The 13617-nt window shown below is 61.9% G+C and carries 12 protein-coding genes; 11 read left to right on the top strand and 1 reads right to left on the bottom strand.

The window, feature by feature from the left end; genetic code table 11:
• Positions 1–128 precede the first annotated feature (128 nt).
• Complete coding sequence (locus tag CIC07_RS15370) at positions 129–464, top strand: DUF5665 domain-containing protein (protein WP_048748556.1); 336 nt, start codon at positions 129–131, stop codon at positions 462–464.
• A gap of 148 nt (positions 465–612) precedes the next feature.
• Here CIC07_RS15370 and CIC07_RS15365 read toward each other — a convergent pair whose 3' ends face one another.
• The gene (locus tag CIC07_RS15365) at positions 613–1317 is read right to left on the bottom strand and encodes a TraR/DksA C4-type zinc finger protein (protein WP_076354907.1); all 705 of its coding nucleotides are present in this window, start codon (positions 1315–1317) and stop codon (positions 613–615) included.
• Positions 1318–1472: 155 nt separating this feature from the next.
• On the opposite strand from CIC07_RS15365, the gene lspA reads away from it, so the two are divergent.
• The 10 genes from lspA (at position 1473) to pyrE (ending at position 13534) form a co-directional block, all read left to right on the top strand.
• Positions 1473–1994, top strand: coding sequence for a signal peptidase II (gene lspA / locus CIC07_RS15360; RefSeq protein ID WP_076354909.1), 522 nt, complete (start codon positions 1473–1475; stop codon positions 1992–1994).
• Between the two features lie 39 nt (positions 1995–2033).
• Positions 2034–3011: an RluA family pseudouridine synthase gene (locus CIC07_RS15355; RefSeq protein ID WP_076354911.1), complete on the top strand. Its 978-nt coding sequence runs from the start codon at positions 2034–2036 to the stop codon at positions 3009–3011.
• 197 nt (positions 3012–3208) lie between these two features.
• Complete coding sequence (locus tag CIC07_RS15350) at positions 3209–4444, top strand: LL-diaminopimelate aminotransferase (protein ID WP_076354913.1); 1236 nt, start codon at positions 3209–3211, stop codon at positions 4442–4444.
• Positions 4445–4870: 426 nt separating this feature from the next.
• Positions 4871–5425: a bifunctional pyr operon transcriptional regulator/uracil phosphoribosyltransferase PyrR gene (gene pyrR / locus CIC07_RS15345; protein WP_076356890.1), complete on the top strand. Its 555-nt coding sequence runs from the start codon at positions 4871–4873 to the stop codon at positions 5423–5425.
• Positions 5426–5431: 6 nt separating this feature from the next.
• Positions 5432–6334, top strand: a complete 903-nt coding sequence (locus CIC07_RS15340; protein ID WP_076354917.1) for an aspartate carbamoyltransferase catalytic subunit — start codon at positions 5432–5434, stop codon at positions 6332–6334.
• A gap of 31 nt (positions 6335–6365) precedes the next feature.
• Positions 6366–7664: a dihydroorotase gene (locus tag CIC07_RS15335; protein WP_076354919.1), complete on the top strand. Its 1299-nt coding sequence runs from the start codon at positions 6366–6368 to the stop codon at positions 7662–7664.
• Positions 7665–7676: 12 nt separating this feature from the next.
• Positions 7677–8822, top strand: coding sequence for a carbamoyl phosphate synthase small subunit (locus CIC07_RS15330; protein ID WP_076354921.1), 1146 nt, complete (start codon positions 7677–7679; stop codon positions 8820–8822).
• A complete protein-coding gene (gene carB, locus CIC07_RS15325) occupies positions 8809–12021 on the top strand; it encodes a carbamoyl-phosphate synthase large subunit (RefSeq protein WP_076354923.1) in 3213 nt (1070 codons plus the stop codon). Before CIC07_RS15330 ends, carB begins: the two co-directional genes overlap by 14 nt.
• A 122-nt stretch (positions 12022–12143) precedes the next feature.
• Positions 12144–12890 carry an orotidine-5'-phosphate decarboxylase gene (gene pyrF / locus CIC07_RS15320; RefSeq protein ID WP_076354925.1) on the top strand — a complete coding sequence of 249 codons (747 nt, stop codon included), beginning with the start codon at positions 12144–12146 and terminating at the stop codon, positions 12888–12890.
• Entirely contained in the window at positions 12887–13534 is a 648-nt protein-coding gene (pyrE, locus tag CIC07_RS15315; RefSeq protein WP_076354927.1) for an orotate phosphoribosyltransferase, read from the top strand. The genes pyrF and pyrE overlap by 4 nt, the downstream gene beginning before the upstream one ends.
• Positions 13535–13617: the final 83 nt, after the last annotated feature.

Genomic DNA, 13617 nt, shown 5'->3' with positions numbered 1-13617 from the left:
ATCCTCCAGACTCCAAACGGACATACTAGAAATCGAATGGGCGAAGGTCCCAGCCTCTTTTTTCCGTCTAGAAAGCAAAGCAGCCGGAGGAAGAGAGGAAGTTCAGGAAAAAGGAGCGGAGGCGGGGCATGGGCGAAGACAAGCGCAGGGAAGAACGGGCTGAGCTCGAAAAAAGCAGCCGGCTCGAGGACCGGCTGGAGAAGATCGCAATGGATCTGGAACGCTCCCAAATGGCCGGATATGTGGATCTGCTCAATCGGCCGCTGTCGCTCATATGGCGCAACGTCGTCGCCGGCATTTCCAGAGGGGTCGGGTACGCGATCGGACTGACCGTTTTTGCCGCGACGATATTGTACATCCTTCAAGCCCTCGGCCAGCTGAATCTTCCCATTATCGGCGACTACATCGCGGACATAGTCCGGATCGTCCAAATCCAGCTGGAGGGCAAGAACGGCTATCAATAAAGATTCAAGCGTTCATTCGTCAGAGGAAGGATGCGGACCGGACCGGAAGCATCCCAATCAAGCAGGATGCCGGCGGCATCGCTTTGCCGCATCGGACCGAAGCTGCGGCAAGGCGGAGGAGAAGGGCTGCAGGCACGCAGCCGTCCGGCTACTCCTCCTCTCCGAGCTCCTCGCCCTCTCCTTGATCCATGTACTGCTTGTACTCCCGGTTCCGGACGACAGAGACATGCGTGCCGGTAATATCGGTGGCGAGAAAGCTCTCCAGAGGCTCGACGTACCCTTCGTTCTCGCCGACCTCATTGCCCACATTGTCGTAGCTGTCCCCTGGAATCTCAGCCATGGCCGGGGAGTCGGCGTTGCCCCAGCGCTCGACGATCTGCCAGGCGTCCTCGCCGTCGAAGCCGTTGTACGCGTCGTCGTCCTTGTCGGACTGGCCGAAGGGCATCGGCAGCAGGGACAGGGCGTCGGAACGGCTGTGCGACACATGGTCGCGGGGCGCATGATCGATGCAATAGCGTGTATCGGGCAGCGCTTCAAGACGCTCCGAGGGAATGTCGGCGCCGCATTGGATGCAGGTTCCATAGGAGCCGTCCTCCATCGCGGCAAGCGCGGATTCCACCCGGACCAGCTGCATGTCCTGCTTGTCCTGGAGCAGGAGATCCTTCTCGCGCTCGAACATTTCCGTGCCGATATCTCCCGGATGGTTGTCGATCGTGGACAGCTCGCCTGTCTCGTCCCGAAGGGAATTGAGCAGACCGTCATGCTGGGTTTCCTTGCGCAGCAGCTCCAGCTCCTGCTTTTCTTGGATCAGCCGCCCGCGCATGCGGGCAAGAAACGAATCGGAATGAGGCATCGTTTGGCACACACCTTTCGCAGATAGATCGATACTAGTGTGGTCGATTGTGGCCTCGATTAGAGATGGGCTTCTATGGAAACGGAAGAGGCGCATCCGCGGTGGCTCCTTGCTGAAGCGATATGCTACAATGGGACGGATGAGGAGGGAATCGCTTGAGGCTCAAAGGGTATTCATATTGGTTGGCGCTCGTCGTCATCGTTTTGGACCAGCTCAGCAAATGGGTCATTTCCAGCCGGCTCGAGCTGTACGAGCAGCTTAAAGTAATCGGGAATTTTTTTGTCATCACATCCATCCGCAATACGGGGGCGGCCTTCAGCATTCTGGAGGGCAAGCGCGCTTTCTTCCTGCTGATCACGCTCGCAGTGGCGGCAGGCATCATGTGGTACATCCACCAAAGCCGGAAGTCGGGGCGGACATTGCTGCTGACGGCGCTCGGACTCGTGCTCGGAGGAGCTCTGGGCAACTTCATCGACCGACTCCTGTACGGACACGTCGTCGATTTCCTCTCCTTCAACTTCGGCTCCTATTCGTTCCCGGTGTTCAACCTGGCGGATACGGCCATCACGATCGGAGTCGGGCTCATCATTCTCGACACCTTCCTCGGCGAGCGGCGCAATGCCGCCTCTTCGGAAGCGGATCAGCCCGGCGCAAGCGACAGCACGAGCGGCGCTTAATCGGCGACTACCAAGAATGAAGTAAGGACTGAATCAGGCATGAATGAAGAAACCATTATCAACCCAACCGTCTCCGGCCTCGACGAGGAGCATGGAGCCGAGCCTGTCCTGGAATGGACGGTGTCGGCCGAGGACGCCAAGACGCGTCTGGACAAGTTCATTACGGACAAGATGAACGACCCTTCCGTTTCCCGCACGCAGGTGCAGGAATGGATCGGCTCGGGAGCGGCTCTCGTAGGCGGACGCCCCGCAAAAGCCAACCTCAAGCTCTCCGAAGGCGATCTGCTGCAGGTAACCGTGCCCGAGCCTCAGGCCGCTGAAATCGTGCCGCAGGACATTCCTCTGGACATCGTCTACGAGGACGGAGACGTCATCGTCATCAACAAGCCTCGCGGCATGGTCGTGCATCCGGCTCCCGGCCATTCGTCCGGCACGGTCGTCAATGCGCTGATGTTCCATTGCAAGGATCTGTCGGGCATCAACGGCATGCTTCGCCCGGGAATCGTCCACCGCATCGACAAGGACACGTCCGGCCTGCTCATGGCGGCGAAAAACGACCTTGCCCATCTGTCGCTGGCGGCACAGCTCAAGGACCACAGCGTCACCCGCAAGTACATCGCCCTGGTGCATGAGAACATGCATCACGACATCGGGACCATCGACGCTCCGATCGGGCGCGACGACAAGGACCGCAAAATGTTCACCGTCACGACAAAAGGCAGCAAACACGCCGTGACGCACTTCAACGTGATGGAGAGGCTCGGCGACTATACGCTGCTGGAGCTTCAGCTTGAGACCGGCCGCACGCATCAGATCCGCGTCCATCTCAAATACATCGGTCATCCGCTTGCGGGAGACCCCGTATACGGACGCGCCAAGACAGTCGCACTGGCCGGCCAGGCGCTCCATGCCGCGGTGCTGGGCTTCACGCATCCCCGCACGGGAGAGCGGCTGCAGTTCGAAGCGCCGATTCCGGACGATATGCAGCATGTGCTGCACAGCCTGAGGAACCGTTGATTTTTCCCGGCCGGGCATCAGTCCTTCCGCAGCGGCCGTTGCCGGGCGGGAGGCAATTAATGCAAACATTTCTCGAAATGCTCTATTAAAACCATTTCCATGCTGAGCTATGCTGGATTGTAGCCGGCAGCCGGACGAGCGACAGCACGACACATCGGCCGGGGCCTATCATACAGGACGAAAGGTGATTCCATTCCATGACTCAAATCAACTCCAACTTCCTCAATCTGCAGGGCAGCTACCTGTTCTCCGAAATTGCCAAGCGCCGCACGAAGTTCATCCAGGACAATCCGCAGGCGGAAATCATCAGCCTCGGCATCGGCGACGTGACCCGCGGGCTCCCGGAGGCCGTCACCAAGGCGATGCACGCTGCCGTCGACGAGCTGGCTGTTCCGGGCACCTTCCGCGGCTACGGCCCTGAGCAAGGCTATGATTTCCTCGTGAACGCCATCATCGAGAACGACTACAAGGCACGCGGCGTTGATATCCGCTCCAACGAGGTGTTCGTCAGCGACGGCTCGAAATGCGATGTCGGCAACATCCAGGAAATCTTCAGCACGGACAGCATCGTAGCCGTGCAAGACCCTGTATACCCTGTGTACGTCGACACGAACGTCATGGCGGGCCGCTCCGGCCTGTTCGACAGCGGAATCGGCCGCTACGAGAACATCGTCTACCTGGACTGCACGGCGGAGAACGACTTCAAGCCTTCCCTGCCGGACCGCAAGGTGGATCTGATCTATCTGTGCTACCCGAACAACCCGACGGGCATGACGCTGACGAAGGACGAGCTCAAGGTATGGGTCGACTACGCGCGCGAGAACAACTGCCTCATCCTGTTCGATTCGGCCTACGAAGCGTTCATTACCGAAGAGGACGTTCCGCACAGCATCTATGAGGTCGAGGGAGCGCGCGAGGTCGCCATCGAGTTCCGCAGCTTCTCCAAGACGGCCGGCTTCACAGGCATCCGCTGCGCCTACACCGTCGTGCCCCGCGAGCTGAAGGGCTACGACAAGAACGGAGGCGAGGTCGTCGTCAACGACCTGTGGAACCGCCGCCACACGACCAAGTTCAACGGCGTCTCCTATGTGACCCAGCGCGGCGCGGAAGCCATCTATTCGGCTGAAGGCAAGGAGCAGATCTCGAGCCTCGTCGATTATTACATGACGAATGCCCGCATCATCCGCGACGGCCTGACATCGCTCGGCCTTGAAGTGTTCGGCGGCGTCAACGCTCCGTACATCTGGCTCAAGACGCCGAAGGGCATGGATTCCTGGGCGTTCTTCGACAAGCTGCTGTCGGAAGCGAACATCGTCGGCACGCCGGGCGTCGGCTTCGGCCAGAGCGGCCAAGGCTACTTCCGCCTGACGGCTTTCGGCAGCCGCGAGAATACGGAAAAAGCGGTCGAACGCATCCGCAATCTCAGCCTGTAATGCCCTAATGACTGGAAATCCCCGTTGTATTTATACACAACGGGGTATTTTTATGCAAAAATATCGTTTTTAGCGGTTGACTTCCTCGCTGGCGCATGGGATAATCAGAACCGATAACGGCAGTACCTTTAACTCAGTCCAGAGAGGCTGGCAAGGTAGCGTGAACAGTAGCCGCTGTCAGGAAGAAGATCATACCGGCATCCGGCGCGAGCGGCCGGGACGAAGCGGGGAGCACGGCCTTGGACGGCCTTCGCTCCTGGCTCGTCCTGCCGCGCGGCCTCCCGTGCCCTCTTCTCCTGCAGCGCTTCTAAAAAGCTCTCCTTGCTGATGTACCCGGCAAGGAGAGTTTTTTTTGTCCCGCTGACAGAGGATAAGCCTAACGAATCGGACCGGCCCATGCCGGCCGGAAGGAGCAGCAGCCCCATGATCCTGAACGAGAAACGAGCCATCATGGACGACACGGCCATTCGCCGTGGACTCACCCGGATTTCCCACGAGATCGTCGAAAAGAACAAGGGCATCGAAAACTGCGTGCTGATCGGCATCCGCACCCGAGGCGTCTATCTGGCGCGCCGGATCGCCGAGCAGATCCGCGAGATCGAAGGCACGCCGGTGTCTTGCGGCGAGCTCGACATCACGGGATACCGGGATGACCGGCGAGTCGAGGGGGAGACGATCCGCTTCACGACGACGGACGGAGCCGGCAACGCGCTTCTGATCCATGACAAGCGCGTCATCCTGTTCGACGACGTCCTATACACGGGCCGCACGATCCGCGCGGCGATGGACGCTCTGATGGATCAGGGCCGGCCGCAGTCGATCCAGCTCGCCGTGCTCGTGGACCGCGGGCATCGGGAGCTGCCGATCCGACCCGATTATGTAGGCAAGAACGTGCCAACCTCCAAGGAAGAGAACATCCGCGTAGCGCTTACTGAAGTGGACGGGGAAGACATCGTGACCATCATTCATCAAGGAGGATGAGCGGATATGACGGCAACACAGCTGATGCAGAGAAGCCTGCTCGGGCTGAAGGGGATGGACCGGGAGGAGATCGAGTCGATCCTGTCGAGGGCGGCCTACTGGGAGCAGCAGAGCGTGAAGGCCGGCGATGCGCTGGCAGGGCGTTTCGTGGCGAATATGTTCTTCGAGAACAGCACCCGCACGCGATTCAGCTTTGAAGTGGCAGAGAAGCGCCTCGGCGCCGAGGTGCTGAACTTCTCCGCTGCGGCATCGAGCGTGCAGAAGGGCGAGTCCATCTATGACACGGTAAGGACGCTGGAGTCGATGGGCATCGATGCGGGCGTCATCCGGCTGAAGCCGGCAGGCGTGCTGCAGGAGCTGGCAGAGCGGATCAAGGTTCCTCTCATCAATGCCGGGGACGGCAACAACGAGCATCCGACGCAGGCGCTGCTGGACATGTATACGATGCGCCAGCAGTTCGGCAGCCTCAGCGGGCTCAGCGTTTCGATCATCGGCGACATCAAGCATAGCCGCGTCGCCAGATCGAACCTGATCGGCCTGCGCGAGATGGGCGCCGCAGTAAGCTTCTGCGCTCCGGACAACATGAAGGCCGGCGAGCTGGATGCGCCCTACATCGGCATCGAGGAAGCGGTCAAGGCGGATGTCGTCATGATGCTGCGCGTGCAGCTGGAGCGGCATGAGGACGGGATGATCAAGTCGGCGGAGGAGTACCGGCAGCAATACGGCCTGACGGCGGAGCGGGCGGCGAGGATCGCTCCTCACGCCATCATCATGCATCCGGCTCCGGTCAACCGGGATGTGGAGATCGACGGCGATCTCGTCGAGCATCCGCAGTCGAGGATCTTCCCCCAGATGCAGAACGGGGTTCCGGTGCGGATGGCGGTCATCGAGCGGGCGCTCAGAGGCTAACAGGATTTACGAGAGGGGATTGAACACATACATGGCACACATCAAATGGGTAGTGAACGGCCTGGTCTGGAACGACGCGGCCGGCGAGCTGGAGAAGAAGCATATCCGCATCGAGAACGGCGTGATCGCGGAGATTCTCGGAGGAGAAGCTCCTGCAGCCGCCTCGGACGAGGTGCTCGACGCATCGGGCAAGCTGGTGTCGGCCGGCTTCATCGACATGCACGTCCATCTGCGCGACCCGGGGTTCACGCATAAGGAAGACATCGCATCCGGCACCCGCTCCGCGGCGGCGGGCGGCTTCACGACGATCGCCTGCATGCCGAACACGCGGCCTGCCATCGATTCGCCGGAGACGGTCCGCTACGTGCTGGACAAGGCGAGGACGGAAGGCAACGGCGTCAAGGTGCTGCCTTACGCGGCAATCTCCAAAAACCAGCTGGGACGGGAGCTGACCGACTTCGCGGCGCTCAAGGAAGCCGGCGCGATCGGCTTCACCGACGACGGCGTCGGGGTGCAGCGCGCCGGGATGATGAAGGACGCGATGGCGCTGGCGGAGTCGATCGGCATGCCGATCATCGCGCACTGCGAGGATGACAGCCTCGTTGAAGGGCTGTACGTATCCGAGGGCAAGTTCGCCACCGACAACGGCATCAAGGGCATTCCGAACGAATCGGAAGCGATCCATGTCGGGCGCGACGTGCTGCTCGCCGAAGCGACCGGCGTCCACTACCATGTATGCCATGTCAGCACGGAGCAGTCGGTCCGGCTGATCCGCCTGGCCAAGTCGATCGGGGTCAAGGTGACGGCGGAAGTATGCCCGCATCACCTGGTGCTGAGCGACGAGGACATTCCGGGCATGGATTCCAACTGGAAAATGAACCCGCCGCTGCGCACGCCGCGCGACGTGGAAGCTGTGCTGCAGGGGCTGGAGGACGGCACGATCGACATGATCGTAACCGATCACGCTCCACATGCCGAGGAGGAGAAAGCCCGCGGCATGCAGCTCGCGCCGTTCGGCATCGTCGGCTTCGAGACGGCCTTCCCGCTGCTGTACACGACCTTCGTCCGCACCGGCAAATGGTCTCTCGGCTTCCTGCTCCGCCGCATGACCGAGATTCCTGCCTCCGTGTTCGGCCTCGACAGCGGCCGCCTGGAAGCCGGAGCGCCGGCCGACCTCGCCGTTCTCGATCTGGAGAGCGAGCTTCCGGTCGAGCCCGGGAAATTCCTTTCGAAATCCCATAATACGCCGTTCGGCGGCTGGAAGCTTCACGGTTGGCCTGTCGCCACCGTCGTAGGCGGCAGCGTCGTCTGGTCCAACCATACAGCTTAAGGAGTGATACGGATGCAAGCTAGACTGATACTTGAGGACGGAACCGTATTTGCGGGCCAGTCGTTCGGCGCCAATACATCCAAACCCGGCGAGGTTGTTTTCAATACAGGCATCACAGGCTACCAGGAGGTTCTGTCCGATCCGTCCTACTGCGGCCAGATCGTCACGATGACGTACCCGCTCATCGGCAACTACGGCATCACCCGCGACGACTTCGAGACGGTCGCTCCCTTCATCCACGGCTTCGCGGTGCGGCGCCACGAGCCGGTGCCGAGCAACTGGCGCGCCCAGGTATCCCTGGACTGGCTGCTCAAGGAGCATGGCATCCCGGCGATCAGCGAGATCGACACCCGGATGCTCACCCGCAAGCTGCGCCACTTCGGCACGATGAAGGGCATGATCACGACGGGCAGCGAGCGCGTCGAGGCGATCGTCGAGCAGCTGACCGGCGCATCCCTGATGACCGACCAGGTCGCCCGCACGTCGACGAAGCAGGTGTTCACGAGCCCCGGCTTCGGCGAGCGCATCGTGCTCATCGACTTCGGCGCCAAGAGCGGCATCCTGCGCGAGCTGACCAAGCGCGGCTGCGACGTCGTCGTCGTGCCGCATGACACGTCCGCGGAGACGATCCGCCGCCTGAACCCGGACGGCATCCAGCTGTCCAACGGTCCCGGGGATCCGCAGGACGTTCCTTACGCGGTGGAGACCGTGAGGCAGCTGCTCGGCGAGTTCCCGATCTTCGGCATCTGCCTGGGCCATCAGCTGTTCGCCCTCGCCTGCGGAGCAGACACCGAGAAGCTGAAGTTCGGCCATCGCGGCGGCAACCATCCCGTCAAGGAGCTTGCTTCCGGCCGCTGCTACATTACGAGCCAGAACCACGGCTACACCGTGCCCGAGGCGTCGATCGCCGGCACGCAGCTGACCGTGACCCATATCAACAACAACGACAAAACGATCGAAGGCCTCAAGCATAACGAATATCCGGCTTTCTCGGTCCAATACCATCCGGAGGCGGCTCCCGGGCCGTTCGATTCCAGCTACCTGTTCGACGAGTTCCTGGAGATGATCCGCGCCCACCGCCGCAACAACCCGTCCAGACCGCGCCAAGCCCAGCTGTCGGATGCGTCCAAAGGAGAGCTGCTGTATGCCCAGAAATAACCTGCTCAAGAAAATCCTCGTCATCGGCTCCGGCCCGATCGTCATCGGCCAGGCCGCCGAATTCGACTACGCCGGAACCCAGGCCTGCCAGGCGCTGAAGGAAGAAGGCTACGAGGTCGTGCTGATCAACAGCAACCCGGCGACGATCATGACCGACACGAACATGGCCGACAAGGTCTACATCGAGCCGATCACGCTCGACTTCGTCTCCCAAATCATCCGCCAGGAGCGTCCCGACGGACTGCTGCCGACGCTCGGCGGCCAGACCGGCCTCAACATGGCGGTCGAGCTCGCCCGCGCCGGCGTGCTGGAGCGCGAGAACGTCAAGCTGCTCGGCACGCAGCTGTCCGCCATCGAGAAGGCCGAGGACCGCGACTTGTTCCGCGACCTGATGCGCGAGCTGGAGCAGCCGGTGCCGGAGAGCGTCATCGTCACGACGGTCGAGGAAGCGGTCGACTTCGCGAACTCGATCGGCTATCCCATCATCGTGCGTCCGGCCTACACGCTCGGCGGCACGGGCGGCGGCATCTGCGCAAGCGAGGAGGAGCTGCTCGAGACGGTATCGTCCGGCATCCGCTACAGCCCGATCGGCCAGTGCCTGATCGAGAAATCGATCGCCGGCATGAAGGAAGTCGAGTACGAGGTCATGCGCGACGCCAACGACAACTGCATCGTCGTCTGCAACATGGAGAACTTCGATCCGGTCGGCGTGCATACGGGCGATTCCATCGTCGTAGCGCCGAGCCAGACGCTGTCGGACCGCGAGTACCAGATGCTGCGCTCCGCCTCGCTGAAGATCATCCGCGCCCTGAACATCGAGGGCGGCTGCAACGTGCAGTTCGCGCTGGATCCGTTCAGCTTCCAATACTACGTCATCGAGGTCAACCCGCGCGTCAGCCGCTCCTCGGCGCTCGCCTCCAAGGCGACCGGCTACCCGATCGCCAAGATGGCGGCGAAGATCGCCGTCGGCTATACGCTGGACGAGATTGTCAACCCGGTTACGGGACAAACCTATGCCTGCTTCGAGCCGACGCTCGACTACATCGTGTCCAAAATTCCGCGCTGGCCGTTCGACAAGTTCACGGGCGCCAACCGGAAGCTCGGCACGCAGATGAAGGCGACCGGCGAAGTGATGGCGATCGGCCGCACCTTCGAGGAATCGATGCACAAGGCGATCCGCTCGCTTGAGATCGGCGCCCATCGCTTCCACTTGAAGGACGCCGCCGGCTTGTCCGACGAAGTGCTTCATGCCCGCCTGGCCAAGCCCGACGACGAGCGCATGTTCCTCATCGCCGAAGCGTTCCGCCGCGGCTGGACGCTCGCCGACATCCAGGACATCACGAAGGTCGACTGGTGGTTCCTCGACAAGATCGAAGGCATCGTCGCCTTCGAGGACGAGCTTCGCCGCGCCCCCGGCCTGACCAAGGAGCTGCTGTACCAGGCGAAGCGCAAGGGCTTCTCCGACCGCTCGATCGCCGAGATCCGCCGCGAGGGCAGCCAGTCGACGATGACGGCGGAAGCGGAAATCCGCACATTCCGCCACGAGCAGGAGCTGCGCCCGGTGTACAAGATGGTCGATACCTGCGCCGCCGAGTTCGAGGCGACGACTCCATACTACTACTCCACGTACGAGGTCGAGAACGAGGTGCTGGAGTCGGACAAGGAGAAGGTGCTCGTGCTCGGCTCCGGCCCGATCCGCATCGGCCAGGGCATCGAGTTCGACTATTCCACCGTGCATGCGGTGTGGGCGATCCAGAACGCCGGCTATGAAGCCGTCATCATCAACAACAACCCGGAGACGGTGTCGACCGACTTCAGCACGTCGGACCGCCTGTACTTCGAGCCTCTCTTCTTCGAGGACGTGATGAATGTCATCGAGCAGGAGAAGCCGATCGGCGTCATCGTGCAATTCGGCGGCCAGACGGCGATCAACCTGGCGGCTCCGCTGGCTGCCGCCGGCGTGCGCATTCTCGGCTCCAGCCTGGAGAGCATCGACACCGCGGAAGACCGCAAGAAATTCGAAGCGCTTCTCCGCAGCCTGGACATCGCCCAGCCGGAAGGCAGCACGGTGACCAACCTCGAGGAAGCGGTCGTTACGGCAGGACGCCTCGGCTATCCGGTGCTGGTCCGTCCTTCCTACGTGCTCGGCGGCCGCGCGATGGAAATCGTCTACTCCGACGAGGAGCTGGTCGGCTACATGGCTGAGGCGGTGAAGATCAATCCGGAGCATCCGGTGCTGATCGACCGCTACATGCTCGGCAAGGAAGCCGAGGTCGACGCGATCTGCGACGGCGAGACGGTCGTCATCCCGGGCATCATGGAGCATGTCGAGCGTGCAGGCGTCCACTCCGGAGACTCCATCGCGGTCTATCCGCCGCAGTCGCTCTCCGCGGATATCAAACAGCAGATTATCGACATCACGATCTCGATCGCCAAGGCGCTCAAGGTCGTCGGCCTGGTCAACATCCAGTTCGTCATCCATAACGACAAGGCCTATGTCATTGAAGTCAACCCGCGTTCCTCGCGCACGGTTCCGTTCCTCAGCAAGGTGACGGGCCTGCCGATGGCGAACCTCGCGACACGCGCCATTCTCGGCACGAAGCTGGCCGAGCTCGGCCATGTCGACGGCCTGTGGCCGGAAGACAGCTTCGTCTCCGTCAAGGTGCCGGTATTCAGCTTCGCCAAGCTGCGCCGCGTCGACCCGACGCTGACGCCGGAGATGAAGTCGACCGGCGAGGTCATGGGCCGCGACGAGCAGTACGCGAAGGCTCTGTACAAAGGCCTTATCGGGGCCGGAATGAAGATTCCCCTGCAAGGGTCGATCATCGCCACCGTCGCCGACAAGGACAAGGAAGAAGCGATCGAGCTGCTGAAAGGCTTCTACGCCATCGGCTACAAGATCATCGCGACCGGCGGCACGGCGGAGTCCCTGGAGAAAGCGGGCATCATCGTCCAGCATGTGAACAAGCTGAGCGAGGGCTCGCCGAATATCCTCGACCTCATCCGCAGCGGCCAGGCGCAGTTCGTCTTCAATACGCTCACCAAAGGCAAGACGCCGGAGCGCGACGGCTTCCGCATCCGCCGCGAGGCGGTCGAGAACGGCGTCGTCTGCATGACGTCGCTCGATACGGTCCGCGCGCTGCTTAAGATGCTGGAGACGATCAACTTCAGCTCCAATCCGATGCCGGCGCTGCAATAATTCCATCAGGTACGGCCAGCTCCGCGGCTTTGCGCCGGAACGCCTCCCAAGGCGGTTCCGGCTCAGGGCTGCGGCGGATGGCCGTTCTCTATGTCCGTACTATACGTTGAGGAGGAGCACCCATGAGCGTACAAACGTTGAGCCGCGAGCAGGCGGCGGGCAAGGTAATGGTCGCGCTGGATTACCCGGACGCGGCTTCGGCCGAGAAGCTGCTGGCGGCGCTTGAAGGCATTCCTTGTTATATGAAAGTAGGCATGCAGCTGTTCTATGCGGCGGGTCCGGACTTCGTCCGCAGCCTGAAGCGGCGCGGCTACAAAGTGTTCCTGGACGTGAAGATGCATGATATTCCGAACACGATCAAAGGCGGAGCGAACAGCGTCACCCGCCTCGGCGTCGACATGTTCAACGTCCATGCGGCCGGCGGCCGCGACATGATGGAGGCGGCGATGGACGGAGTCGACGAGGCGCTGGATGCCGATTCCACGCTGGCGCGGCCGACGGTCATCGCCGTGACGCAGCTGACCAGCACAAGCCTGGAGATGCTCAACGACGAAATCGGCATCCTCGGCTCGATGGAGGAGGCGGTCAAGCGCTATGCGCTGCTGGCCATCGCTTCGGGCCTCGACGGAGTCGTCGCCTCGCCGCACGAGGTGACGCTGGTCAAGGACTTCTGCGGGCCGACATTCCAGACGGTGACGCCCGGAATCCGTCCGTCCGGCGCCGACATCGGCGACCAAAGCCGCGTCATGACGCCGTCCGAGGCGCTTCGGGCAGGAACCGATTACATGGTCGTCGGACGTCCGATCACGAAGGCCGCAGATCCGCGCGCCGCCATTGAATCCATTATCGAGGAGCTGATCAAGCCATGAGCACGATCCAACTGGAAAGCCTTCCGCGGGAAATCGCCGCCAAGCTGCTGGAGATCGGAGCCGTAGCGCTTCGTCCCGAGGAGCCGTTCACCTGGACCTCCGGGCTGAAATCGCCGATCTACTGCGACAACCGCCTGACGATGTCCTACCCGGAAATCCGCGAGCTGATCGCCGAGGGCTTCGCCGCTGTCATCCGCCGCAACTACCCCGATGCGGATGCGATCGCGGGCACCGCGACGGCCGGCATCCCGCATGCGGCCTGGGCAGCGCAGAAGCTGAACCTGCCGATGTCCTACATCCGCGACAAGGCCAAGGGGCATGGCAAGCAGAACCTGATCGAAGGCCGGATCGCCGCAGGACAGAAGGTCGTCGTCATCGAGGATCTGATCTCGACAGGCGGCAGCTCGCTCAAGGCCGCGCAAGCGGTCCGGGAAGCCGGAGCCGAAGTGCTGGCCGTCCTGGCCATCTTCACCTATCAGTTCAAGCAGGCATCCGATGCCTTCGCCGAGGCATCCGTGCCGCTGGAGACGCTGAGCAGCTATTCGGCGCTCATCGACGTTGCCGCCGAACGCGGCGTCGTCCGGAGCGGACAGATCGACTCGCTGAAGGCTTGGCGCGAGGATCCGCAAGGATACGGGAAGTAAGGGCAAAGGTTGAAACGAAGCAATCAGGCCGGCTCCGCGAACATGCGGCGCCGGCTTTTTTTGTCGGGCAGGGCTTAAGAAGG

Source organism: Paenibacillus sp. RUD330 (assembly GCF_002243345.2).
Lineage (GTDB): Bacteria > Bacillota > Bacilli > Paenibacillales > Paenibacillaceae > Paenibacillus_O.
Note: the sequence above shows the minus strand (reverse complement) of the source record. Positions and strands in the feature narration are given on the sequence as shown.

Bases quoted from the DNA above. Each gene is read 5' to 3' on its own strand.
- CIC07_RS15330 (WP_076354921.1), top strand. From the start codon at position 7,677: ATGCAAGCTAGACTGATACTTGAGGACGGAACCGTATTTGCGGGCCAG.
- CIC07_RS15355 (WP_076354911.1), top strand. From the start codon at position 2,034: ATGAATGAAGAAACCATTATCAACCCAACCGTCTCCGGCCTCGACGAG.
- CIC07_RS15370 (WP_048748556.1), top strand. From the start codon at position 129: ATGGGCGAAGACAAGCGCAGGGAAGAACGGGCTGAGCTCGAAAAAAGC.
- CIC07_RS15335 (WP_076354919.1), top strand. From the start codon at position 6,366: ATGGCACACATCAAATGGGTAGTGAACGGCCTGGTCTGGAACGACGCG.
- carB (WP_076354923.1), top strand. From the start codon at position 8,809: ATGCCCAGAAATAACCTGCTCAAGAAAATCCTCGTCATCGGCTCCGGC.
- CIC07_RS15350 (WP_076354913.1), top strand. From the start codon at position 3,209: ATGACTCAAATCAACTCCAACTTCCTCAATCTGCAGGGCAGCTACCTG.
- pyrF (WP_076354925.1), top strand. From the start codon at position 12,144: ATGAGCGTACAAACGTTGAGCCGCGAGCAGGCGGCGGGCAAGGTAATG.
- CIC07_RS15365 (WP_076354907.1), bottom strand. From the start codon at position 1,317: ATGCCTCATTCCGATTCGTTTCTTGCCCGCATGCGCGGGCGGCTGATC.
- pyrE (WP_076354927.1), top strand. From the start codon at position 12,887: ATGAGCACGATCCAACTGGAAAGCCTTCCGCGGGAAATCGCCGCCAAG.
- CIC07_RS15340 (WP_076354917.1), top strand. From the start codon at position 5,432: ATGACGGCAACACAGCTGATGCAGAGAAGCCTGCTCGGGCTGAAGGGG.